Genomic DNA, 20,397 nt, shown 5'->3' with positions numbered 1-20,397 from the left:
TTACCCCCGCTACCCCTCAGCTCCCCGGAATCCAGGAAGAGCCTCCTGCAATTGCCGCTGCCCGGTGATCTCCCCACCAGCCTGGCCTTTCGACCGCGGCCCGGGGAGCCCTGGGCCCTGGATCCGGTTTACGCCCGCGGCTTCCGCGATAAGGCTGCTCCCTCGGACCTCGCGCGGGAGTTCGTCCGGAGCAAGGGTGGCCGGTGCGAGGGCTGCGGCCTGCGCCGGGGCTCTCTCTACCGGGCCGAACTCTACGATGCCCAGGGACGTCTGGTGCGGGTCGAGCGCCGGGTCAGCCGGGGCGGTCAGGCGGCCCACCGGGGCAACGATCCGTCCCGGTGCCGCCCCGAGGACCTGATCTGTCTGTGTCCCATCTGCCACGGTCACGCGGACGCGGTGCACCGCTGGAGTGCGGCGGCCCTGACGAGAGCCGCCGATCCGCTGGGGACGCGCCTGACCCGGGTCAGCCGGGACCAGTGGCTGTCGCGTGGACGCGAAGCCGTCCGGCAGGGGGGCCTGCCCGCGCTGGGGGTGGGCGGCGCAGATCTGCTGGTCGCCCACGGCCTGGACCTGGGTTTGCCGGCCACTCCCCCCTCCTTGCGGTGTCTGGTGCCCGAACTCACGGGCGTGCCTGAAGCGGACCTCCGCGCCGTGATCGGGGCCGCGCTGGTTCGGCTGCGGATGAGGGGGCTGCTGGCCAGGGAAGGTGACCGGCTCCAGCGTCCACTTTGCCTTCCCGCCGCAGTGACCGAGACGCCCCCCGATCCCCGGCGACCGGGAGGGTGACTGGACAGTAGAACCCCCTACGCTGGTCATAGCGGGAGGGTCCAGGTGGCATGATGAACCCAATGGATCCCATCCCGGTTCTTCCCCCGTCCGTGCGAACTGGCTCGGCCCGCACGCGCCGGCCGCCCGGTCACCTGATCACCGTCGCGCTGCCGACGCGGCTGGATCCCCGGCTCGAGACCATCCGGGAGAGTTCGGATCAACTCACCCGGAGCGCGGCCCTGATCCGCGTGCTGCAGCGGTATGAGCGCGGCGAGCGGTTTGCGCCCCCACAGCCGGGCGGCCCCACCGTGCAGCTCGCCTGGACGTTGCCCGAGGCGCTGGCGGTGCTCCTGCCCCTGCGCACCGAGGACGCCCGTCGGCTGGCCGGTGAGGGCCAGCGGCCGCAGCCGCTGGATCCGGACACGCGCGTGTCGCTGATCAACGCGGCCCTGCTGGAGCTCCTCGAGGAGTTCGGGCAGGGCTGGGGAGAGCGGATCGTGATCAAGCGCGGCTGGAGCGGGGTCTTCCACGCGTTCACGGTGGAGGCCTGGACCGCTGGACCGGGGCGCGTCATCAGCCGGGGAGCCCTCCGGCGCACGGGGGGCCACGGCAGCACCCTTCCCCTGGAGGAGCGCCCCCTGGCCGCCGGCGACCGTCCCGGGATCCCCGCTCTGCCGCGTGAGGGGGAGGCCGATCCTCTCTGGGAGCTGCTCGAACTCCAGAGTCCTGAACCGCGCACCGTGGCGGTCCTCCGGGCCCCCAGTGCCCACGCCGCCGTCCAGATGGTGAAGGGGAAGAAGTATAAGCACCTGGGCCTTGAGCTCCTGGATGCGCAGCAGCACCGGCCATGGAAGGCCAACGCCAACGCGGCCTCGCAGTTACGCAAGCGGAAGAACGGCCCAGGCTGAACGGGCTCTAGGTTGCGCTGTCATGTTTAGTGCGATACTCTAGACATAGACGCTCCTTACTGCCGGTTGCCCACTACTGAACCCACTGCACTCCCGAACATCACCAGGAATGACCGAGACCACCAGCGGAATCCTCCGGAGCGTCCATCCCGGGAGACCCATGACGGCTCAGCACCTCCTCACCTCCAGCCTCCGCTTCACCCTGCACCGCGCCCTCGCCACCCTCTCCAGCCACTGCGACGGGGCTGCCCAGCGTGACGGCGAGGGCTTCAGCAAAGCCGACGCCAGCCTCGGCAACTACCTCGCCGCGCAGCCCAGCGAGCAGTGGACCGAGACCGAGACCACCGTCGCGCTCGAGCTGACCCGCACCTACCGTCGTCAACTCACGGACTACGGGATCGACACCGATGCGCTGCCCGTCCCCACCCCCGAGCAGGTTCAGAGCGTGCGCGATGCCGCTCGCATCGAGTCGGCGAAGCGCCGTGGGGATAGTGGGCTCTGTCTGATCGGCACCACCCTGGTTCTGCGTGCGGGATACGACGCCGACCGCACCGCCGACACCCGCGGGATCCCGACCCGTCGCTGGGACCCTGACACGCGCCGCGAGACGTTCAGCGTGACGGCCCACCGCGAAGTGCTCGAGCTCTGTGAAACCCACGGCGTCCCTGTGCTGCTGACGCCTGCGGAGCGGGCCAGCCTCCCGGAACTCGCGGCTGGGGTCGCCGAGGCCGAGCGCCAGCAAGCGGCCCAGCGTGAGGCCGCGGCCCGCGCCGCCGCCGAGGTTGCCGCCCGCACTCCCCANCGCGAGACGTTCAGCGTGACGGCCCACCGCGAAGTGCTCGAGCTCTGTGAAACCCACGGCGTCCCTGTGCTGCTGACGCCTGCGGAGCGGGCCAGCCTCCCGGAACTCGCGGCTGGGGTCGCCGAGGCCGAGCGCCAGCAAGCGGCCCAGCGTGAGGCCGCGGCCCGCGCCGCCGCCGAGGTTGCCGCCCGCACTCCCCAGGTGACCCTGCAGGGCTGCCGCGTGGAGTTCCGGTTCCCCTACGATCCACCCACCGCCGCTGTCCTGAAGGCCGCCGGCGCACGGTGGGACGGTGACTCGCGCTGCTGGCACCTGCCTGCCGGGGACCTCCCCGGTGCCCTCGCGGCCGCCCGGAAGGCCGGCCTCCGCGTCGATGTGGCCCTGACCGTACGGGCCGAGGAGGCCGCCGCGGCCGCGGACCAGGCCGCCGAGCAGGCCGCTGCCGCCCGCACGGAGGCGCTGGCGGCCCGCGATGACCTCACCCCCCTGTGCATTCCCGGCATCACCACGCCGCTCATGCCGCACCAGAGCGCGCCTGTGCGGATGCTCGAGATCACGCGCCGGCTGCTGATCGCGGACGCGCCGGGGCTGGGCAAAACGCTGACCTCCGTCGCCGCGTTGCTGCACCTGGGCGCCCGCCGCTCGGTGGTCGTCTGCCCGAACTCGCTCACCGGCAACTGGGTCAGGGAGTTTCAGCAACATACCGACGGCACCCGGCGCGTCTGGATCATGGAGGGCACCCGCTCCGCGCCCGTCCCCGCGGACGTGGACGTGGTGGTGCTGGGCTGGTCGGTCCTGAGTGACCGGGCGGCCGACCTGCGTGCCTGGAAGCCGGACGCCCTGGTGGTCGATGAGGCGCACTACGGGAAGAGCGGGAAGGGGAGCGCGAGGGCTGAAGCGGCGATGGCCCTCAGCGGCACCGTGCGCGGGCAGGGCGGGATGGTGCTGCTGCTGACCGGGACTCCCGTGGTCAACCGTCCGGTCGAGCTGCTGCCGCTGCTGAGGATGCTCGGCGCGGAGGGGCAGTTCGGCGGCGCGGGCGCCTTCCTGGAGCGCTACTGCGGCCCGCGTTGGCAGACCGTACGGTACGGCGAGACGAAGAAGGTCTACGACGGGGCCAGCAACACCCAGGAACTGAACGAGCGGCTGAACAGCAGCGGCGTCTACATTCGCCGCACGAAAGCCGATCTGGTGCGTTCTGGGCAGATGGGCAACAAGATCATCAACGGGGTCTCCGCCCTCGACCTGAGCACGGGCCGTGCGCCCGAGGGCGTGACGCTGGACGCCGCGGGGCAGGTTGCCTACGACCGGGCGGTGAGCGACTTCCAGACCTTCATCGCGGACGTGATCACCCGCCGCGCCGCCGCAGAGGGTGTCACGCTGACGCCCTCGGAGTTCGGGCGCCGGATCCGCGCAAGCACCGAGACCATCCTCCCGCAGATCGGCTACGTGCGTCAGGTGCTGGGTCTCGCGAAGGTTTCCCAGGTAGTCGCGCGCGCTCAGGCGCTCGTGGATCAGGGCGAACAGGTCGTGATCGTCGCCCATCACCGCGAGGTCGTCGAGCAGCTGTGTGGTCCGCTGGGTGCGGTTCGTATCCAGGGCGGTATGACGGTGCGGGCCGTCGAGGAGGCCAAGCGGGCGTTCAACCACCGCGAGGTCATGGTTATGGTGCTGGCGATGGAGGCCGGGAAAACCGGCCATACCCTCTGCCTGCAAAGACTCCAGGGGGCAGGTCCCGAGTGTGCCCACATGCTGATCGCCGAGGAGTCCTGGGCTCCAGGTGACGAGGAACAGGCGCAGGACCGGCTGTGGCGCATCGGGCAGACGCGGGACGTTCAGGTGGTCAACCTCACGGCGAAAGGGACCATGGACGAGGGGGTATTCCGACTGCGCGAGCAGAAGAGGGGCGTGGTTGCGGCAGTCACGGACGGCACCGCGCTGGACGAGGACCGCCTGCAGGTCACGTCATTCCTCACGGGTTACCTGATGGGGGACCGCGCAGAGTAGGCCAGCTCGCACGCACACCGCAGACTCGCTCGGGCCCGAGCGGGTCTTCTTTTTGTTGAGGGTGCGCCGTGGCCCAAGATTGATCAGGGTCCATGCGTGCCCCAAGTTTGATCAGGGTCAGCCAGCGCAGAAGCCTTGACCAGGGTCAGCCAGCGCCTTCAACTTGAGCAACCTCTGCGCGTGTCCACGAATACGTCAGGGTCAGCGCCTGCCGTGCAATAGGCGCAGCTCCCCACCAATCAGCGCCTGTGCAGATTGCCTGATTTGATGCCTGGTTCCATACGAATCTGCATCAGAAATGCCTGGTTCCTGGCGCGATGAAAAAGTTTCATATTGCGATGAGTCCTGGTCCTCTTTGCGGCCGCTTTCTCTCACGTTCACCCGCGCTGTCGGCGTAGATCGCTGCATTGTGTGCGCGGTTTCCGTTCGGAGAAAGTGGCCCCCTTTTGCACAGGACCGAGACCGGAACCAGGAGAAACGAGCCACCATCCCAGAACAAGGGCATGGAACATAAGCCCCCCGCAAACACGCACAGGTGCAGCTCCCCCCGTCGCAGCGCAGGTCCCATATGACCCGCACAGACGACGTGATGCAGCCGTCGGGATTGCCGTCAGACCGTGTGCACATGCTGCGTGAAGTCAACAGGCAACTTTCCGAGCTGCGCACGGTCCTGCTGCTGGCGCATCAGTTGGACAGGGTCGGCCTCGCCTGGGATCAGCTCAGCCCAGTCATCACCCCAACTCTGCCGCTGCTGGTGCAGGTGCTGGGGACGGTGCAGGTCTCGCCGGCCCAGATTTCGGTTCAGCACGCGCCAAGGTGGACGCCGCCCTCAGGTGCCACCGGCGACCGCTGGCACCAGTTCCGGGACACCCTCGAGCTCGCCGCCGGACTCCTGCCGCGCGAGGTGTTCGAACTGATCGACGGTGAGGTGGTGGTTCCCGCTCAGCCAACTCCCTCGCAAACGACCGCGGTGCTGGGTTGGAGCACCCAGGGTGGTGCCAGCTTTGGCGCAATCTCGCTCGCGCAGATGCTCCTGATGCGCGCGCTGGAACTCGGTCACATCACCGTTGATCTGGTTCCTACGACTCCCGCAGGTGTCGCATGACCCGCAGTGACGACGTGCTGAGGCTGGCGCAGCAGGTGCGTGGGCCTGAGCTCCCCGCGGTGCGTGCGCGCGTCATGTCGGAAGCTGGTCACGAGTTCGAAGCGGTGCGGGGGGCGCTTGTTGCAGCGGAATGGCTCAGAGAATCCCGGCTCCCCTGGGGTCAGCTTGTTCCTGTCATCACTGCAGGTCTGCCCTCGCTCGTGAGCGGTGTGGGTCCGGTGCAGGTGCTTGCGCCCATGCCGCCCGCGCTGGTGTGGCCGGAATGGGTCAACCCCAGGGGTGTGCCTGAGCCCGCATGGCTCCGAACGCGGCACACCCTCGAGGTTGCGGCCCGCCTGCTGCCCAGGCTGGTGCTGAGCGCACTCGACGACCACCTGGTGCACCCGTGGGGCGGGTATCCAGTCCCCGAGGGCGTGGCGGTGCTGAGCTGGAGCAACCGGGCCGATGCCACGGGGGCCTCAGCGTTGGCGCAGGTCTACCTGGCGCGTGCGCGGAGGCTCGGCCATGTCCAGCCCTGAGATCGCGCTCCTGCGGGCCCTGCGGGAGCGTGACCCCTCCACCCTGGCCCCGGCCGCTCTCGCCGGAGTGGAGCGCTGGGCGCGTGAGCTGCTCCCCCTGCGCGTCACGCCAGGAGATGGTGTGGAGGTGTGGCGGCCGCCTCCCGGGCTGCCCGGCGGGTGGTTCACCGCCCGGACCATGCTGAGCGGCTGCGCGGAACTCTGGCCGGACCAGGCCCGGCGGCGGCTCGCGTCCCACCAGGTCCACAGCAGGTCAGGGAGAGGCGAACTGTTCTGGCGGGCCGGGATGGGCCTGCCTCCGTCGGCCCTCGCGGGGGTGCTGCTGGCGCTGCATCTGGAGCAGGTCCGGGGGCAACCCCGGGGACGACGGGCACGGACGGATTAATTCACAGCTGCCTGCCTGGAGTCTGCGACCATGGGATATGCCAGAAACCAGCCTTCCCCGCGTGCGCACACTGGCCGACGTGCAGGACCCGGTCAGCCTGCGCCGCCGCTTCTGGGCCAAGGTCGACCCGGACGTGCTGCCGCACGAGTGCTGGGACTGGCAGGGCGCGCGCAGCACGTCGGGTTACGGCATGATCAGCATCACCCATGCCGGGCACGGAGCGCAGCACCGCTACGCCGCGACCCACGTGGCCTGGCTGCTGGCCCACCACGGAATGCCGCCGCAGGGCCTGATCCTGCGTCACACCTGCGACAATCCCCGCTGCGTGAACCTCGGGCACCTCGATCTGGGCACCCACCGGGACAATGCCCTGGACCGGGAGGAGCGTGGGCGCGGCAACCGGCGGAGTATCCCCGGGGCCATCAACCCCCACGCCAGGCTCTCGCCCGACGACGTGCGGTTCATCCGGGCACAGCCGGCCCGCTGGGGTCTGGCCACCCAGCTGGCGCGGCAGTTTGGGGTGAGCGACCGCGCCATCGCGGGAATCAGAAACGGGAAACTCTGGGCCAGTCTGCCGGACTGACAATCGTTCACTCCCCAGGGTTGCAAGGTGTCCGGCGCGGTGATATCTTTCCCTTCGCCGCTGGGGCCCGAGCACGTGCTGGAGCCATAAGCGGGGAACAGCACTTCTGGGTCGTTAGCTCAATTGGCAGAGCAGCTGACTCTTAATCAGCGGGTTGTAGGTTCGATTCCTACACGACCCACCAGACCGGAACCCCCACCACGCGTGGGGGTTTTTCATGCCCCCGGCAGGCAGCTTCGCCAGGCAGCTTCCCCGGCTCAGTCTCCCGCCAGGCTCAGCGTCCGGCGGCCCGACTGGGGGGTGGGGGTCGCCAGGGTCTTGGCGTACCACGTCATCACCGGGCGGGCGTCGAGGGCGAAGGTGTAGCCCTGGCGCTCCCAGAAACGGGCGCCGCGCGGGTTGTCGCCCAGCACGCTCGCCAGGATGCGGGCCGTGCCGGGGGGCAGCCGACCTTCCAGGTCACGCACGGCCTGCTCGCCCAAGCCCTGCGACTGGCGGCCTTCGCGAATCAGCAGCAGGTTGATGGTGAGGTCGCCGGGGTCGGGGTAGTCGAGCTTGTAATCCAGGCTGCCCACGCACTCGCCCGAGCCGTCGTGCAGCAGGTCGAGGCGGCGGCGAGGGTCGAGCAGGGCGATTTCCACGTCGCGCGTGACCTCTGCGGGGGTAGGCACGCGGGTGCCGAGCAGGGCAAAGTAACCGGGAGCCGCCGCGTACAGCGTGTGCAGCAGCGGCGCGTGCTGGAGGGTCAGGGGAGTCGCCTTCAAGGTGGATGCCTCCCGTCCGGTGGGCGGGACCAGAGTGCAGAGAGGAGAACCGGACGGCCCGCAGCATACGCCCCCCCTCCTGGGCCGGAGCGTGAATTGCCCCGCAGACCCCGCTTGAGCCTCGCTTCACCCGCCGGGGGCAGGGGGTGCGCTACCCTCCCGGGATGACCCCCGGTTTCTACGCCCGGCGACTTCAGGCTCCGGGCGCCGTCCTCGCGCCGATGGCCGGATACAGCGACGCACCCCTGCGCCAGCTTGCCGCCGAGCAGGGGGCGCTGTGGACCGTCAGCGAGATGATCAGCTCGCGCGGGCTGGTCCTGGGCGGCGAGTCCGAGAAACTCACCCTGGGCCGTCCCTACCCCGGCGAGCAGGGCCGGGTGGTGCAGCTGTTCGGCGCCGAGCCAGACATCCTGGCCGAGGCCGTGCGCCGCGCCGAGGCGTGGTTTGCTCCCGCCGCCCTCGACCTGAACATGGGCTGCCCGGTGCCCAAGGTGCGTGGGCGCGGCGGGGCCTGCCTGCTCCAGACGCCGGAGGTGGCCTACACGCTGATCACGGCGATGCGCGGGGCGACCCGGCTGGACGTGAGCGCCAAGATTCGCCTGGGCTGGGACGAGAACCGCAGCGTGGAGATCGCGCAGGGGCTGGCGGCAGCGGGCGCCTCGCTGATCACCGTGCACGGCCGCACCAGTGCCCAGCGGTATACCGGTGAGGCCGACTGGGACGCCATCGCGCGGGTGGCGGCGGCGGTCCCGGTGCCGGTGGTGGGCAGCGGGGACATCGGGACCGCCGCGCAGGCCCGTGCCCGGCGGCAGGAAACGGGGGTGGCCGCCGTGATGATCGGGCGCGGGGCGGTGGGCAATCCCTGGCTGTTCCGGGCGCTGGCGACGGGCGAGGGCGCTTTCCCGCCCGCCGCCGAGCGGGCCCGGACGGTCCTACGGCACGCCGAGCTGCACGTCGCCTTCTACGGCCCCGACCGGTTCGGCCTCGCCAGCGTGCGCCCGCTGCGCAAGGTGTTGCCCCGCTACCTCCCCGACCATCCCGAGCTGCGTGACGCGCTGGTGCAGGTGGACACCGTGGCGGACGTGGCGGCGGCCCTCGCGCCCCTGCTGGACGGGGCCGCCGTGCCTGCCGTGCCCGTGGAGGCCGGGGCGTATGCTGTGGGGCGCCCATGAACGTCCGTGAATACTTCACCTACCTGTCCGGCGCCCGTGAGGAGCTGCACAACTTCCTGCGGGCGCTCCCAGAGAGCGAGCTGAACCAGCCCCTGATCGAGGGCGGCGACCGTTTTCACTGCATCAAGGACCTGCTGCTGCACGTCGTGGACGTGGAGGACCACTGGATTCACGATGTGGCGCGGGGTGGGCAGGGCGTCTCCTCCCGCTATCCCCACGACTGGGTGCGCCCCCGGGCCGAGGGCTACGCGCTGGGCTGGATTCTCCAGTACGCGGGCGAGGTGCAGGAGCGCACCCGCGCCTTTCTGGAGAGCGGCCCGGATCTGGAGCGCCGGGTCAGGCTGATTCAGGACGACCCCCGGAGCGAGACCGTCAGTGTGGACGGCCTGATGTGGCATGTCATGACCCACGAGGTGCGCCACACGGCCCAGATCGCCCTGCTGATCCGGATGCTGGGACACACCCCGCCGTGGCTGGATTTCCTGCGCTTCGTGCGGCCCCAGGCTGCCCCGGCGCAGAATTGACCCCGGCCCAGGGATGAACCCGGCCCAACTGCGGCCCCTGTCCCGGCCGGGAGGAGGACTTGCCCCTATACTGCCCAGGTTATGCGGACGGTGACGGTAGGCACGCGCGGCAGCACGCTCGCGCTCGCGCAGACGCGCTGGGTGGTCTCGCGCCTGAAAGAGGAGTGGCCGGAGACGGACTTCCGCATCCAGACCATCAGCACCCAGGGAGACCGCAACCGCGGCAGCCTGGAAGCGATGGCGCAGAAGGGTGAAAAGGGCTTCTGGGTCAAGGAAATCGAGGAAGCCCTGCTGGGCAGCCGCATCGACATCGCGGTGCATTCCCTCAAGGACCTGCCCACCGAGCAGCCGGGGGGCCTGGAAGTCTCCTCCATTCCCAGGCGGGTGGACGCCCGTGACGTCCTGATCGGCAAGGAGGGCATGAAACGCCTCGCGGACCTGCCCGAGGGGGCCCGGGTGGGGACCAGCAGCATCCGCCGCAAGGCTTTCTTGCGGGCGTACCGCCCCGACCTTCAGGTGATCGACCTGCGGGGCAACATCGACACCCGCCTCGCGGCCATCGGCACGCCCGACTACGACGCGATCATCCTCGCGGCGGCGGGCCTGATCCGCACCGAGATGCGCCACCGCATCGACGAGTTCGTGGAACCGGACCTGCTGCTGCCCGCGCCGGGGCAGGGGGCCCTGGCGCTGGAAACCCGCGCCGACGACGACCTGACCATCGAGGTGGCCTACGCGATTCACGACCACCTCACCGACGACCGGGTGACCGCCGAGCGCGAGTTCCTGGCCGGGCTGGGAGCAGGCTGCATGGCCCCGGTGGGCGCCCACGCGACCGTGGCGGGCGGCGTGCTGACCCTGGAAGGCTGGGTGGGGGCGCTCGACGGCTCCAAGGTCATCCGCGCGACGACCTCCGGCGACCCGGCCGAGTGCGCCGACCTGGGAGCCGAACTCGCCGCCGACATGCTGGGTCAGGGCGCGGCGGCCCTGATCGACGCCGCCCGGCCTTGAACCGGAGCAGGTGGCCCCGCGTCCTGACCGTCGCCCTGCTCGCGGCGGGGCTGTGGTTCGGCATCGGCGTGTGGCAGCGCACCCGCGCGGGGCTGGACTTCGCGGACGCCGCCCGCGCCGAGTGGCCCCTCACGCTGGCGATTTTCGTGGTCGCGGCCGGGTGGGTGGTCGTCTCCGACCGCATCCGGGGCCGCAAGTGACCCTGGCGGGGCGCCGCCTCGCCGTGATCCACACGGGCGGGACCATCGCCAGCCGCCCCGATCCGGGAGGCCCCGGCCTGACCCCGCAGCAGGCGCCCGCCGTGCCGGGACTGCCGGGCGTCACGGTCACGGCCCACCAGCCCTTCCGCCTCCCCAGCCCGCACGTCACGCCGGAGCACATGCTGAGGCTGGCCCGGTTGATCGAGCGGCTGGCCCCGGACGCCGACGGCATCGTGGTCACCCACGGCACCGACACGCTGGAGGAGACGGCCTTTTTCCTGCATCTCGCGCTGGCGACCGATACGCCGGTGCTGCTGACGGGCTCGATGCGCCACGCCGAGGAGGTGTCCTGGGACGGTCCCGGCAACCTGCTGGACGCGGCGCACGTCGCCCTGCACCCGGACTCGCGGGGGCGCGGCCCGCTGGTGGTCTTCGGCGGCGACCTCTTCGACGCCCGGACGGTCACGAAGGTCCACACCAGCGCGGTGGACGCTTTCGGCGGGTATCCCGGTCCCATCGGGCGCATCGACCGGACCGGCGAGACGGCCCACCTGCGCTTCTTCGCCCGGCCGGAAGCGCGGCCGGTGTACGCGCCCGCACGGCTGGGCGCCCGCGTGGAGATTCTCTACGCCTACGCGGGCTGGCAGGGCGAGGGCTACGAAGGGGCCGCTGCCCGCGCCGACGGGCTGGTGATCGCGGCGCTGGGCACCGGGAACCTTCCCGCCGAGCTGCTGCCCCTCGTCGCCGCGAGCGCCGGGGCCGGGCAGCCCGTCGTGATCGCCACCCGCACCCACGCGGGGCCGATCCTGCCCGTCTACGGCTACCCCGGCGGCGGCGCGACCCTGGTGGCGGCCGGGGCGATTCCCGCCAGCTTCCTGAACGCCCACAAGGCCCGCTTGCTGCTCTTGCTGCTGCTCAGCCTGGGACACGGGCTGGAGGAGATCCGGGGAGTGTTCGGAGCGGGGGAGTTTTAGAGCATGTGCCATAAGAATGCGGTGGGTTTCCGCATTCGTTGGCCGAGCGGAGCGAGCGAATTGAAGAAGAGCATTGGGCAGAATGAAGGCACCTGGGGCGCCCTTCCCCGGGGGCCGTAATTCTATCAAATGCTTTAGAGCATTTGTCCGAATTACGCCATGAGAGGAAGAGCACCCCTCACGGCTCCATTCTCTCCTGCGGAGCTTTGCAAGCCCCAAATCCTCGGCAAAACTCACTCACTCTCCTGCGGAGTTGTGCCAGTCCGCTCGGTCAAAAAGAAGGTCTCTTTTTGACAAATGCTCTAGAGAGGGGCCCCTCTTCCCTTGCTGTACAAGGGGCACTCTCCCCTGGGGGGAGGGCCTCCTTCTCCCCGCCCCACCAGAAACCCGTCGTAAGCGGCGAGAACGCGCTCTGGCTGCCCGGAGGAGACCAGGGTGCCCGTGTCGCTACAGGTTCCAGCCCCCCGCCACCTCCAGCTCCTGCCCGGTCACGTAGTCGCTGGCCCGCACGAAGTAGAGCGCGGCGTCCACGAGTTCCTCCACCGTGCCCACCCGCCCGGCCGGAATCTCGCGCAGGGGCTGGCTGACCGACGTCTCGATCACGCCGGGCGAGACGACATTCACGCTGACGCCCGTGCCCGCCAGCACCCGGCCCAGCGCGTGCGAGAGGTGCAGCACCCCCGCCTTTGCCACCGCGTAGGGCACGATGCCGGGCCGCGCGACGAGGTGCCGGGCGCCCGCGTAGCCCAGATTGACGATGCGCCCGAAGCCCGCCTCCCGCATCAGCGGGGCGGCGGTCTGACAGGTGGCGAAGGTGGCGGTCAGGTTGCTGCCCAGCATGTCGGCCCACTCGGCGTCGGTGGTCTCCAGCAGCGGCCTGTGGACATAGTTGCCGACGTTGTTGACAAGCACGGCGAGGCCCCGGCCAGGGAAGGCCCCGTGCGCCGCCGCCACCAGCGCCCGTGCCTGCGCCGGGTCGGTGAGATCGGCCTGAAGGGTGGTCGCGGGCACACCCCGCTCCCCGCACAGCCGGGCCGTCTCCCCGGCGTCCGCCTGACTGCCCCGGTAGTGGACGGCGACCGCGTACCCTTCCCCCGCCAGCGCGACCGCCAGCGCCCGCCCGATGCCCCGCGCCGCGCCGGTGACGAGGGCAGTGCCCTTGCCTCCAGCCTGGGTCACCGGGCCTCCCGGCGGGCCAGGTCCACCAGTGTCCGGGTGTAGGTGTTCAGCGGCAGGGTCAGCGCCTCGTCGAGCGTGGCCCACGACCAGTCCACGATCTCCTCGTTGGGGGTGACCGTCAGCGAAGCGGTGCGGGCGAAGAAGTCCACCAGCAGCATATGGGCAGGCTGGTGGAACTCGGGACTGAGGACCGCCTCCTGCGTCTGGGCATAGCGCACGTCGGTGAGGTCCAGCCCCGTCTCCTCCCGCAGCTCACGGGTCACCGCCGCCTCCAGCGTCTCGCCCCAGTCCACCTTGCCGCCGGGCACGCCCCACAGGCCGCGCCACTTGGTCGTTTCTACCAGCAGTACGCGCTCTCCCGGTCCCCACACCAACGCCCCCACGCACACGACGGGTCTGTCCATGTGCGGCAGGGTACAGGGGCGGCGGTGGGTAAATTGCAGGACATGTTCTGGGCCACGGCACTCCCTCTCGGTCTGCTGCCGGGTCTGAGCAGTCCCGCGCCGCTGTTCCGGGGCTGGATTCTGCCCGGACCCGGCGGGCGCCCCAGCCGCTGACCTACCGCGCCCGCCGGTAGCGCAGCACCCGGCGTTCCAGCGCCGCGACCCCGAGGTACAGGGCCACTCCCAGCCCGACGAGCAGCGCGATGGCCGCGAACTGCCGGGGCGTGTCGTAGTAGGCGCGGGCCTGGTTGACCGCGAACCCCAGCCCCGGCTGGTTGCTCACGAACTCCCACACCACCGCCCCGATCAGCGCCAGCGAGAGGGCCAGCCGCAGCCCCCCCAGCATGACGGGAAGGGCCGAGGGCAACTCCAGCCGGGTCAGCCGCTGCCAGCCCGACGCCCGCAGGGTGGAGAACAGTTCGTGGTCGGTGCGCCGGACCTCGCGCACGCCGACGATGGTGGCGACCATGACAGGGTAGAGGGCGCTCAGGGCACTCACGAGCACCGCCGGGAAGCGCCCGAAGCCGAACCAGGTGATCAGCAACGGGGCCAGCACCGCGATGGGCGTGCTCTGCGCCGCGACCACGAAGGGGCTGAGGAGCCGCTCCAGCGTCCGCGACTTGCCGAGGGGATACCCGATCAGGGCGCCCGCCAGCGACCCCAGCAAGGCTCCCAGCAGCGTGACCCCGGCGGTGGCTCCCGCGAACGACAGGAACTCTCCCGGCGTGCTCAGCAGTTCCCCCCACACCTGCCCCGGCGAGGGCAGCAGCAGCGGCTGCCCCAGCGCCCGCGCTCCCAGCTCCCACAGCGCCAGCCCCACCACGATCGCCCCGACCGGAGCCAGTGCCCCCAGGTGCAGCCGCGCCGGGGGGTCGGTGCGCAGCCGGGTGGAGTCGCCGGTGCCCAGCAGGTTCCGCAGCCGCGCCTCCAGCCCGTCGGTGTAGGCGGTCACGCGGCCCTCGCCCCGGGTGTCGAGTTCGTCCACCACCCGCCCGTCCCGCAGCACGACCACCCGGTCGGCCAGCCACACCGCCTCGCGGATGGAGTGGGTCACGAGGACGGTGGTGCGCCCGGTCTTGTCGTGGAGGTGGCGCAGTTCGGCGTTGAAGCGTTCGCGCACCAGGGCGTCGAGCGCCGCGAAGGGTTCGTCCAGCAGCAGCACGTCGCTGCTCTGCGCCAGCGCCCGCGCCAGGGCCACCCGCGCCCGCATCCCGCCCGAGAGCTGCGCCGGGTAGTAGCCCGCGTACCCCTCCAGCCCGACGAGCTTCAGCGCCTCCCCGGCCTCCAGCCCCCCGCCCGCGCCGAGGTCGTGGGGCAGGGCCACGTTCCGCAGCGCCGTGCGCCAGGGGAGCAATCGGTCGTCCTGAAACATCAGCGCGGGCGGCGTGGCGACCTCCACCCGGCCCTCCCCGGCCCGCAAGAGGCCCGCCAGCACCCGCAGCAGCGTGCTCTTGCCGCTCCCCGACGGCCCGATCACCGCCAGGAATTCGCCGTGGGGCACCTCCAGCGTCACGTCCTCCAGCACGGTCTCGCCGCCCAGCCGCACCGTGACCCTCGTCAGGCGGATGGCGGTCTGGCCGTCGCCCGTTCCCACCTTCTCCGGGGCGCTCATGCGGCGGGCCTTCCCCGGGTATTCACCAGCACCACGCCCGCGATCGCCACCGCGCCGCCCAGCAGCGTCAGCCCGGTGGGCACCTCGCCCAGCCACAGCCACGCGATCAGCACGGCGAACACGGGCGAGACGTACAGGAAGGAGGTCGCCGCGCTCGCCCCCACCCGCGAGAGCGCGAAGGTCCAGGTCAGGTAGGCCAGCGCCGCCGGAAACAGGCCGATATAGACCACGGCCAGGTGCGCCTCCAGCGGGGCTCCCGCCAGCGCCGTCCCGAAGCCCGGCAGGAAGACCAGCAGCGGCAGCGTCCCCGCGATCAGGCTCCAGACCGTGAAGGGGAGGGGTCCCATCCGCGCGAGCAGCGGCTTCTGAAACACGAAATACAGGCTGGTGAAGAGGGCCGCCGCCAGGATCAGCGCCGCTCCCCGCGCAAACCCCACCTCCTCGCCCTGCCCCAGCACCAGCAGGGCCACCCCGCTCAGGCTGACCAGCGTGCCCAGCCAGCCCAGCGCGTTGAGCCGCTCGCCCGAAAAGCGGGTCGCCAGCAGCGCCGTGATCACCGGCCCCGCCGCGATGATCAGGCTGGCGGTTCCGGCGGACACACTGACCTCCCCGTAGTTCAGGCAGACGTGGTAGAGGGTGATGCCCAGCAGGCTCAGGCCGAACAGGGGCGCCAGGTCCGCGCGGCGGGGCGGCGGAATCCGCGCGAAGAGGGCGTACACGATCAGCGCGGCGGCGGCCACCAGAAAGCGGTAGAGGGTGAGGTGCCCCGGCGAAAAGGCCCTCAGCCCCGCCCGGATGCCCGCGAAGGCGGAAGCCCAGAACAGAACCGTGACCAGAATCGCGCCCAGCGAGAGGGGGTCGAGACGGCCCACCCGGGGCACCCGCGTCGTCATGAGGGCCAGCCTAGCGCGGCCCGAGCGTGAGCGGCCCGCCAAGGCGGGCACATCCGCTCCTGACCGCCCAGCCGGGAGCATGGGCACAGCAGTCTTTTCCCAGGAGGTCCCAGCATGGACGACCGCAACAGCACCAACGACACCACCAACAACAACACCGGCGACAAGATAGATACCGGCACCCACGGCGCGTCTTACATGGGCGCAGACAACGCGCCCGACACGAACACCAACCTCGACTCCACGGTGCCCGGCGGCCCCCAGACAGGGGCGGACCGCGCGGCGGCGGGGGACGTGACCGACCAGCACGCGCAGCAGTCGCTCGCGGACGGGATGGCCGCCACCCCCGACCCCGCCCGCCAGACCGACAACAGCGGGATGCTGCAGCCCGGCCTGACCACCCGCGACGAGGCCGCCGACGGCGCCGACGTGATCGGCCAGAGCGGCAACGACCGCCAGGGTGACCGCTGACCCTGCCCCCAGTCACGGCACCTAAATGTGAGTTGGGCAAGGATTAATTCAGGGTCGGGGAAGCCGGGCCTAGACTGCCCGGTACGGAGGAACAGGCGATGAGTGCGAACATGGACAACAGCAGCAGCAAGGAAGACGGCAAGAGCATGGACCAGGGCCGCATGATCAGCAGCGCGGCGGGCGCGGCCCTGATGATTCTGGGTCTGCGGAAAAAGGGCCTGATGGGTCTGCTGATGGCGGGCGCGGGCGGCTACCTCGCCTACCGCGGCGCGACGGGCAACGACCCCGTGATGAGCGCGGCGGGCCTCAGCGGAAACGCGGGCGCGGCCAAGCCCATCTTTGTGGAGCACAGCGTGGTGATCGACCGCCCCGCCGATCAGGTGTACGGCTACTGGCGCCAGCTGGAGAACCTGCCCCGGATCATGAGCCACCTGGAAAGCGTCACCGTCCTCGACGAGCGCCGCAGCCGCTGGGTCGCCAAGGCCCCGCTGGGCACCCACGTCGAGTGGGAAGCCGAGATTGTCAACGACAAGCCCGGCGAGCGCATCGGCTGGCACTCGCTGCCCGGCGCGACCGTCGACAATGCGGGCAGCGTGCAGTTCGAGACCCTGCCGGGCGGCGGCACCCGCATCCACGTGGCGCTGTCGTACCGCCCGCCCGCCGGGGCGCTGGGCGCGGCCGTCGCCAAGCTGTTCGGCGAGGAACCCAGCCAGCAGATCGCCGACGACCTCCAGAACTTCAAGCAGACCTTCGAGGGCGCCAACCCGGTCAACTGAGGCCCGGCGCAGCACGACAGGGGCGGCCTCCCAGTGTGGGGGCCGCCCTTCTCTGTGTTAGCTGTCCGGTTGATCCAACTCCGCATCGGGCGTCGCTTCCGCCCCCGCTTCCACCACCGTCAGCGAGCGCAGGGTCGCCCCCTGGTGCCAGCCGTACTGCGGGTCGCGCAGGCCCAGCGCCTCGGCCACCGCGCGGGCGGTGCTCTGTTCGGGTTCCCCCTCCAGGCAAAACAGCAGGAACTTGCGCCCGCCGGGGCCGATGCGGATAAACAGGTTCTCGCCCAGTTCGAGCTGCTGGGTGCGCCCCAGCCGCTGGGCGCGGCCCTGCGCGTACCGCAGCGCGTCGCGGATGCGGACGGTGACGGTGGGGTGGCTCATGGGGTGCCCTCCTGCGGCGGCGCCCGCAGCCCGCCCAGCAGCAGCCCCGCGTAGCGGTCGGCCACCTCGCGGGGGCTCAGCCGCCCGCCGGGGTGGTACCAGGTGTACGACCAGTTCACCGCCGAGAGAATCAGGTTGGCGGTCATCTTCACGTCCAGATCGGCGCGGAAGACCCCCTCCTGGACCCCCTGGGCGACCAGCCCCCGGTAGAAGGCCTCGGTGGTGTCGCGCCACGCCGTGACCCGCGCGTAGGCGTCCGGCGAGAGGTGCTTCCACTCGTGGAAGAAGACGGTCGCGCTCTCCAGGTTGCCCGCGACGACCGTGAGGTGCCGGGCCATCGCCTCGCGCAGCCGCTCGTCGGCGGGGCGGGGGTCGGTCCCCAGGTCCAGCAGCGCCCCCTCGAACTGCCGGGCGGCCTGCTCGACGATCTCGATCAGCAGGGCTTCTTTGCCGCTGATGTGCGCGTACAGGCTGCCCCCCTGCATGCCCAGCTCGGCGGCGAGGTCGCGCATGCTGGCCCCGTGGTAGCCCCGCTGGGAAAACAGGCGGCTGGCGACCTCGTGAATCTGCTCGCGGCGTGTCCGCGCGGGCGGGGTGGGGGTCAGGGAGGGGGCAGTGGGGTCCGTCATGGGGGGACGCGGCGGCGTGCGGGCAGGGTAGCACGGCCTTGCGGGGGGGCAGGGTGCTAGAACGGACGGCATGACCTCCATCCCTTCCCTTCCCGGCCCGGCGGCCCAGCAGACGGCCCCGGCAGGCGTGCGCGACGCCGTGCGGACCGTGCCCGCCTACCCCTTCACGCCGCTCGACGTGCCGGTCAAGCTCGACCAGAACGAGAACGCCTACGACTTTCCAGCCGAGCTGAAGGCAGAGGCGGCCGCCCGCATGCTCGGCCGCCCCTGGAACCGCTACCCGGACCTCGGGGCAGAGGGGATTCGCGCCCGCCTCGCCGCCCTGACCGGGTGGGACGAGGCGGGCGTGGTGATGACGCCGGGCAGCAACGTGCTGATCAAGCTGCTCACCGAACTCGCGGGCATCGGGCAGACGGTGCTGACGGTCAGCCCCACCTTCGCCGTCTACACCCTCGAAGCGCAGATGCTGGGCGCCCGGCTGGTGCAGGTGCCGCTGAACCCCGACTTCTCGCTGCCGGTCGCCGGACTGGTGGAGGCCCTGCGGACCCAGCCCCCCGGCGTGCTGTACATCACCCAGCCGCACGCCCCGACCGGGCACGTGGACCGCGCCGAGGCCGTGCGCGAGGTCGTGGAGGCGGCGGGCCAGGACTGGATCGTGGTGCTGGACGAGGCCTACGGCGAATACAGCGGCACGGATTACCGGGCGCTGGTGCGGGAAGGCGGCAACCGCCTGAGCCTGCGGACCTTCAGCAAGGGCTGGGGGCTGGCGGGCATCCGGCTGGGGTACGCGCTGACCAGCCCCTCGCTCGCGACCGAACTGCGCAAGTTGGTGCCCGCCTTCAATATCGGCGTGCTGGCCGAGGCTGCGCTGGAGGTCGCCCTGGAGAACCCCGGCTACGTGGCCGAACGCGCCGCCGAGGTCCGCTGCGAGCGCGAGCGGGTCTTCGCGGCCCTGGGCGAGCACCCGGTCTGGCACTCCCTCCCCAGCCAGGCCAACTTCTACCTGCTGCGGACCCCCGACGCGGAGGCCGCCTACCGCCACCTGCTCTCGCACGGCATCGTGGTGCGCCGTCAGGACTCGCTGCCGGGGCTGGCAGGCTGCCTGCGGGTGGCGGTGGGCACGCCCGCCGAGAACGACGCGCTGCTCGCGGCGGCGCGGGCCTACGTTCAGTCGGACAAGTAACCCTGTCCGCGGGGGCGGTCACGCTGGGGCCGGGGCGCACGCGCTAGCCTCGGCGGGACCGCCCTCCCCCTATGGACGCCTTCACCCCACCCCCCGACTCCGCCCCGCGCTCGTCCCTCGTCCGGGGCTGCACGGCGTGCGGGGCGTGCTGCTCGGCGCCCGATATCCACGCGCTGCGCAAGCCGCTGGGGGTGCCGTGCGTCCACCTGCGGCCCGACTGCCTGTGCGCGGTGTACGCCGCCCGGCCCGCCGTGTGCCGGGGCTACCAGCCCGACTGGGTGTGCGGGGAGGTCGCGCCGCTCCCCACGCTGAAGGCGCGGGTGCGGCGCTTTCTGGAAATTTACGGGCTGGAGGGGGAAGCCCGGCTCTAGAGCATTTGCCATAAGAAGGCGGTGGGTTTCCGCATTCGTTGGCCGAGCAGAGCGAGCGAATGGGACAGGAACATTGGGCAGAATGGAGGCACCTGGGGCGCCGTTCCCCGGGGGCCGTCATTCTGTCCAATGTTCTAGAACAGCACTGCTCCCAGGGCCGCGCACGCCCCCACCACCGCCCACGCGGGCAGGCGCCCGGCGGTGAGGGCCGCGTAGGCGAGCAGCGCCAGCGCGAGGTGACGCGGTTCCCGGATGCCCGCCGTGAAGACCGGGTGGTACAGCGCCGCGAGCAGCAACCCCACCACCCCCGCGTTCAGCCCCGCCAGCGCTGAGCGGGCGGCGGGCCGGGCGGAGAGGGCGGCCCAGAAGGGCAGCGCCCCCGCCATCAGCAGGCCCCCGGCCAGGAAGATGCCCAGCGTGGCGATCAGCGCCCCCGCCCAGGCGGGCAGGGCCGACTGCGCCGCGCCGAGGTAGGTGGCGAAGGTGAACAGCGGCCCCGGCACCGCGTTCGCCGCCCCGTATCCGGCCAGGAAGGTGGACGGCGTGACGGACTCCGGCACGAAGCCCGCCTCCAGCAGCGGTAGGACCACGTGCCCGCCCCCGAACACCAGCGCCCCGGCCTGAAAGGTGGTGCCCAACAGCGCCCACCCCGGTCCCAGCGCCCCCAGCAGCGGCAGCGCCAGCAGCAGCCCCCCGCACAGCGCGAGCAGCCCGGCTCCCACCCGCCGCGAGACGGGCACC

24 protein-coding genes and 1 tRNA gene are annotated in these 20,397 nt (G+C 71.2%); 17 read left to right on the top strand and 8 right to left on the bottom strand.

Annotated elements, in window-relative coordinates; genetic code table 11:
- From QOL99_RS06050 to QOL99_RS06015, 8 genes are all read left to right on the top strand, one after another.
- On the top strand, window positions 1-786 hold a 786-nt coding region (locus QOL99_RS06050; RefSeq protein ID WP_285522278.1), incomplete at its 5' end, for a hypothetical protein.
- Between the two features lie 62 nt (window positions 787-848).
- Complete coding sequence (locus QOL99_RS06045) at window positions 849-1,676, top strand: hypothetical protein (protein WP_285522277.1); 828 nt, start codon at window positions 849-851, stop codon at window positions 1,674-1,676.
- A gap of 109 nt (window positions 1,677-1,785) precedes the next feature.
- Window positions 1,786-4,485 (top strand): DEAD/DEAH box helicase, encoded by a 2,700-nt coding sequence (locus QOL99_RS06040; RefSeq protein WP_456318844.1) that lies wholly within the window; start codon window positions 1,786-1,788, stop codon window positions 4,483-4,485.
- 568 nt (window positions 4,486-5,053) lie between these two features.
- The gene (locus tag QOL99_RS06035) at window positions 5,054-5,590 is read left to right on the top strand and encodes a hypothetical protein (RefSeq protein WP_285522275.1); all 537 of its coding nucleotides are present in this window, start codon (window positions 5,054-5,056) and stop codon (window positions 5,588-5,590) included.
- A 200-nt stretch (window positions 5,591-5,790) separates the two neighbouring features.
- Window positions 5,791-6,108 carry a hypothetical protein gene (locus QOL99_RS06030; RefSeq protein ID WP_285522274.1) on the top strand — a complete coding sequence of 106 codons (318 nt, stop codon included), beginning with the start codon at window positions 5,791-5,793 and terminating at the stop codon, window positions 6,106-6,108.
- Entirely contained in the window at window positions 6,095-6,493 is a 399-nt protein-coding gene (locus QOL99_RS06025) for a hypothetical protein (RefSeq protein ID WP_285522272.1), read from the top strand. The genes QOL99_RS06030 and QOL99_RS06025 overlap by 14 nt, the downstream gene beginning before the upstream one ends.
- Window positions 6,494-6,554: 61 nt before the next feature.
- Entirely contained in the window at window positions 6,555-7,076 is a 522-nt protein-coding gene (locus QOL99_RS06020; RefSeq protein WP_285522270.1) for an HNH endonuclease, read from the top strand.
- A 108-nt stretch (window positions 7,077-7,184) separates the two neighbouring features.
- Window positions 7,185-7,260: transfer RNA gene (locus tag QOL99_RS06015), tRNA-Lys, on the top strand.
- 73 nt (window positions 7,261-7,333) lie between these two features.
- Here QOL99_RS06015 and QOL99_RS06010 read toward each other — a convergent pair.
- On the bottom strand, window positions 7,334-7,840 hold the full coding sequence (locus QOL99_RS06010) for a GNAT family N-acetyltransferase (protein WP_285522268.1): 507 nt from the start codon (window positions 7,838-7,840) through the stop codon (window positions 7,334-7,336).
- Between the two features lie 164 nt (window positions 7,841-8,004).
- On the opposite strand from QOL99_RS06010, the gene QOL99_RS06005 reads away from it, so the two are divergent.
- The 5 genes from QOL99_RS06005 (at window position 8,005) to QOL99_RS05985 (ending at window position 11,721) form a co-directional block, all read left to right on the top strand.
- The gene (locus QOL99_RS06005) at window positions 8,005-9,012 is read left to right on the top strand and encodes a tRNA dihydrouridine synthase (RefSeq protein ID WP_285522266.1); all 1,008 of its coding nucleotides are present in this window, start codon (window positions 8,005-8,007) and stop codon (window positions 9,010-9,012) included.
- Window positions 9,009-9,536 carry a DinB family protein gene (locus QOL99_RS06000; protein WP_285522265.1) on the top strand — a complete coding sequence of 176 codons (528 nt, stop codon included), beginning with the start codon at window positions 9,009-9,011 and terminating at the stop codon, window positions 9,534-9,536. The genes QOL99_RS06005 and QOL99_RS06000 overlap by 4 nt, the downstream gene beginning before the upstream one ends.
- Window positions 9,537-9,617: 81 nt before the next feature.
- Complete coding sequence (gene hemC, locus QOL99_RS05995) at window positions 9,618-10,547, top strand: hydroxymethylbilane synthase (protein WP_285522263.1); 930 nt, start codon at window positions 9,618-9,620, stop codon at window positions 10,545-10,547.
- On the top strand, window positions 10,544-10,747 hold the full coding sequence (locus QOL99_RS05990) for a hypothetical protein (RefSeq protein ID WP_285522262.1): 204 nt from the start codon (window positions 10,544-10,546) through the stop codon (window positions 10,745-10,747). Before hemC ends, QOL99_RS05990 begins: the two co-directional genes overlap by 4 nt.
- The gene (locus QOL99_RS05985) at window positions 10,744-11,721 is read left to right on the top strand and encodes an asparaginase (protein WP_285522261.1); all 978 of its coding nucleotides are present in this window, start codon (window positions 10,744-10,746) and stop codon (window positions 11,719-11,721) included. The genes QOL99_RS05990 and QOL99_RS05985 overlap by 4 nt, the downstream gene beginning before the upstream one ends.
- A gap of 447 nt (window positions 11,722-12,168) precedes the next feature.
- Here the strand turns inward: QOL99_RS05985 and tmpR are convergent, their stop codons facing one another.
- The 4 genes from tmpR to QOL99_RS05965 form a co-directional block, all read right to left on the bottom strand.
- Window positions 12,169-12,900, bottom strand: coding sequence for a bifunctional dihydropteridine reductase/dihydrofolate reductase TmpR (gene tmpR, locus QOL99_RS05980; RefSeq protein WP_285522259.1), 732 nt, complete (start codon window positions 12,898-12,900; stop codon window positions 12,169-12,171).
- The gene (locus tag QOL99_RS05975; protein WP_285522257.1) at window positions 12,897-13,304 is read right to left on the bottom strand and encodes an NUDIX domain-containing protein; all 408 of its coding nucleotides are present in this window, start codon (window positions 13,302-13,304) and stop codon (window positions 12,897-12,899) included. The genes tmpR and QOL99_RS05975 overlap by 4 nt, the downstream gene beginning before the upstream one ends.
- 154 nt (window positions 13,305-13,458) lie before the next feature.
- Entirely contained in the window at window positions 13,459-14,955 is a 1,497-nt protein-coding gene (locus tag QOL99_RS05970) for an ABC transporter permease subunit (RefSeq protein WP_285522254.1), read from the bottom strand.
- Complete coding sequence (locus tag QOL99_RS05965) at window positions 14,952-15,848, bottom strand: DMT family transporter (RefSeq protein ID WP_285522252.1); 897 nt, start codon at window positions 15,846-15,848, stop codon at window positions 14,952-14,954. The genes QOL99_RS05970 and QOL99_RS05965 overlap by 4 nt, the downstream gene beginning before the upstream one ends.
- Before the next feature lie 114 nt (window positions 15,849-15,962).
- Between QOL99_RS05965 and QOL99_RS05960 the strand changes: the two genes are divergently transcribed.
- Window positions 15,963-16,319, top strand: coding sequence for a hypothetical protein (locus QOL99_RS05960; protein ID WP_285522250.1), 357 nt, complete (start codon window positions 15,963-15,965; stop codon window positions 16,317-16,319).
- Between the two features lie 98 nt (window positions 16,320-16,417).
- Window positions 16,418-17,095, top strand: coding sequence for an SRPBCC family protein (locus QOL99_RS05955; RefSeq protein ID WP_285522249.1), 678 nt, complete (start codon window positions 16,418-16,420; stop codon window positions 17,093-17,095).
- Window positions 17,096-17,152: 57 nt separating this feature from the next.
- Here the strand turns inward: QOL99_RS05955 and QOL99_RS05950 are convergent, their stop codons facing one another.
- Both QOL99_RS05950 and QOL99_RS05945 read right to left on the bottom strand, forming a co-directional pair.
- Complete coding sequence (locus QOL99_RS05950) at window positions 17,153-17,473, bottom strand: hypothetical protein (RefSeq protein ID WP_285522247.1); 321 nt, start codon at window positions 17,471-17,473, stop codon at window positions 17,153-17,155.
- The gene (locus tag QOL99_RS05945) at window positions 17,470-18,102 is read right to left on the bottom strand and encodes a TetR/AcrR family transcriptional regulator (protein WP_285522246.1); all 633 of its coding nucleotides are present in this window, start codon (window positions 18,100-18,102) and stop codon (window positions 17,470-17,472) included. Before QOL99_RS05945 ends, QOL99_RS05950 begins: the two co-directional genes overlap by 4 nt.
- 70 nt (window positions 18,103-18,172) lie before the next feature.
- Here QOL99_RS05945 and QOL99_RS05940 point away from each other — a divergent pair, with 70 nt between their 5' ends.
- Entirely contained in the window at window positions 18,173-19,285 is a 1,113-nt protein-coding gene (locus tag QOL99_RS05940) for a pyridoxal phosphate-dependent aminotransferase (RefSeq protein WP_285522245.1), read from the top strand.
- Window positions 19,286-19,356: 71 nt separating this feature from the next.
- Entirely contained in the window at window positions 19,357-19,656 is a 300-nt protein-coding gene (locus tag QOL99_RS05935; protein ID WP_285522243.1) for a YkgJ family cysteine cluster protein, read from the top strand.
- A gap of 134 nt (window positions 19,657-19,790) precedes the next feature.
- On the opposite strand, the gene QOL99_RS05930 is transcribed toward QOL99_RS05935, so the two are convergent.
- Window positions 19,791-20,397, bottom strand: a 607-nt coding sequence (locus tag QOL99_RS05930; protein WP_285522241.1) for a chromate transporter, incomplete at its 5' end; no start/stop codon positions are given.

The organism is Deinococcus rhizophilus (assembly GCF_030271215.1).
In the GTDB taxonomy this organism is placed as follows: domain Bacteria; phylum Deinococcota; class Deinococci; order Deinococcales; family Deinococcaceae; genus Deinococcus; species Deinococcus rhizophilus.
The sequence above is the reverse complement of the archived record's forward strand: the minus strand, read 5'-3'. Positions and strand labels throughout refer to the sequence as shown.

Coding starts and splice junctions, on each gene's coding strand:
- QOL99_RS05935 (WP_285522243.1), top strand. CDS start 19,357: ATGGACGCCTTCACCCCACCCCCCGACTCCGCCCCGCGCTCGTCCCTC.
- hemC (WP_285522263.1), top strand. CDS start 9,618: ATGCGGACGGTGACGGTAGGCACGCGCGGCAGCACGCTCGCGCTCGCG.
- QOL99_RS05955 (WP_285522249.1), top strand. CDS start 16,418: ATGAGTGCGAACATGGACAACAGCAGCAGCAAGGAAGACGGCAAGAGC.
- QOL99_RS06035 (WP_285522275.1), top strand. CDS start 5,054: ATGACCCGCACAGACGACGTGATGCAGCCGTCGGGATTGCCGTCAGAC.
- QOL99_RS05950 (WP_285522247.1), bottom strand. CDS start 17,473: ATGAGCCACCCCACCGTCACCGTCCGCATCCGCGACGCGCTGCGGTAC.
- QOL99_RS06000 (WP_285522265.1), top strand. CDS start 9,009: ATGAACGTCCGTGAATACTTCACCTACCTGTCCGGCGCCCGTGAGGAG.
- QOL99_RS05965 (WP_285522252.1), bottom strand. CDS start 15,848: ATGACGACGCGGGTGCCCCGGGTGGGCCGTCTCGACCCCCTCTCGCTG.
- QOL99_RS06025 (WP_285522272.1), top strand. CDS start 6,095: ATGTCCAGCCCTGAGATCGCGCTCCTGCGGGCCCTGCGGGAGCGTGAC.
- QOL99_RS05970 (WP_285522254.1), bottom strand. CDS start 14,955: ATGAGCGCCCCGGAGAAGGTGGGAACGGGCGACGGCCAGACCGCCATC.
- QOL99_RS05940 (WP_285522245.1), top strand. CDS start 18,173: ATGACCTCCATCCCTTCCCTTCCCGGCCCGGCGGCCCAGCAGACGGCC.
- QOL99_RS05945 (WP_285522246.1), bottom strand. CDS start 18,102: ATGACGGACCCCACTGCCCCCTCCCTGACCCCCACCCCGCCCGCGCGG.
- QOL99_RS05960 (WP_285522250.1), top strand. CDS start 15,963: ATGGACGACCGCAACAGCACCAACGACACCACCAACAACAACACCGGC.
- QOL99_RS06045 (WP_285522277.1), top strand. CDS start 849: ATGGATCCCATCCCGGTTCTTCCCCCGTCCGTGCGAACTGGCTCGGCC.
- QOL99_RS06005 (WP_285522266.1), top strand. CDS start 8,005: ATGACCCCCGGTTTCTACGCCCGGCGACTTCAGGCTCCGGGCGCCGTC.
- QOL99_RS05975 (WP_285522257.1), bottom strand. CDS start 13,304: ATGGACAGACCCGTCGTGTGCGTGGGGGCGTTGGTGTGGGGACCGGGA.